This window comes from Streptomyces hilarionis, assembly GCF_024539675.1.
GTDB lineage: Bacteria > Actinomycetota > Actinomycetes > Streptomycetales > Streptomycetaceae > Streptomyces > Streptomyces hilarionis.
Window position 1 is genome coordinate 1 of the sequence record NZ_JAHHIT010000890.1, and the last position, 237, is coordinate 237.

The window sequence follows — 237 nt, forward strand, 5'->3', positions numbered from 1 at the left end:
TTTTATATGAGCTCTGCAAAGCAAAGGACATCCCATGTTCAGAACACAAGACTCAGATCTTATCGGCGTCCCGGGGATCTTTGGTGAAGGCCTTGCGCATTGGCATAGCGTGTCACGGATTCTCAGAACTCACTGGTACCACCTCACCGTCCGTGTGAGCGAACAGGGGCGAAGCACTGAACTTACTCACATGATTGAGGGTGAGCACAGGTTGCAGAACATGCTCGTGACCCAGAG

General features: G+C 51.9%; 1 protein-coding gene. It reads left to right on the plus strand.

What is annotated here, in order from left to right:
* Nucleotides 1-34: 34 nt before the first annotated feature.
* Nucleotides 35-237: hypothetical protein (locus KMS84_RS44885; RefSeq protein ID WP_256921675.1), on the plus strand; the 203-nt coding region annotated here is incomplete at its 3' end.